Annotated in this window: 1 protein-coding gene; it reads left to right on the forward strand. The window is 66.0% G+C overall.

Features of this window, described 5'->3' with window-relative positions:
• Positions 1-28: 28 nt before the first annotated feature.
• On the forward strand, positions 29-450 hold a 422-nt coding region (locus tag QC029_RS31395; protein WP_279559099.1), incomplete at its 3' end, for a CoA transferase.

The raw sequence follows: 450 nt of genomic DNA on the forward strand, positions 1-450 counted from the left end.
TCCCCACTGCGCGCGGATGCTTGCGGACATGGGTGCCGAGGTCATCAAGATCGAGACCGACGGCGGCGAGACGATGCGGACCCGGCCACCGCTGCGCAACGGCTGCAGCACCGTGTTCGGCCAGCTCAATGTCGGCAAGAAGAGCGTGGTGCTCGACCTCAAGTCCGAAGACGGCAGGGAGGCGGTGCGGCGGCTGGTCGCGACATCAGATATCCTGGTCGAGAACTTTCGCCCGGGCGTGATGCACCGGCTGCGGCTAGACTATGACAGCCTCCGCCCGGTCAACCCGAAGCTGATCTACTGCTCGATCTCCGGCTATGGCCAGAGCGGTCCCTCGGCCGAGCTGCCGGCCTACGCGCCGGTGATCCATGCCGCCTCCGGCTATGACATGGCGCATCTCGCCTACCAGCCTGGCCGCAATCGGCCGGACTATTGCGGCATCTACCATGC

Origin of the sequence: Streptomyces sp. DH37, assembly GCF_029813835.1 — a bacterium.
In the GTDB taxonomy this organism is placed as follows: domain Bacteria; phylum Actinomycetota; class Actinomycetes; order Streptomycetales; family Streptomycetaceae; genus Streptomyces.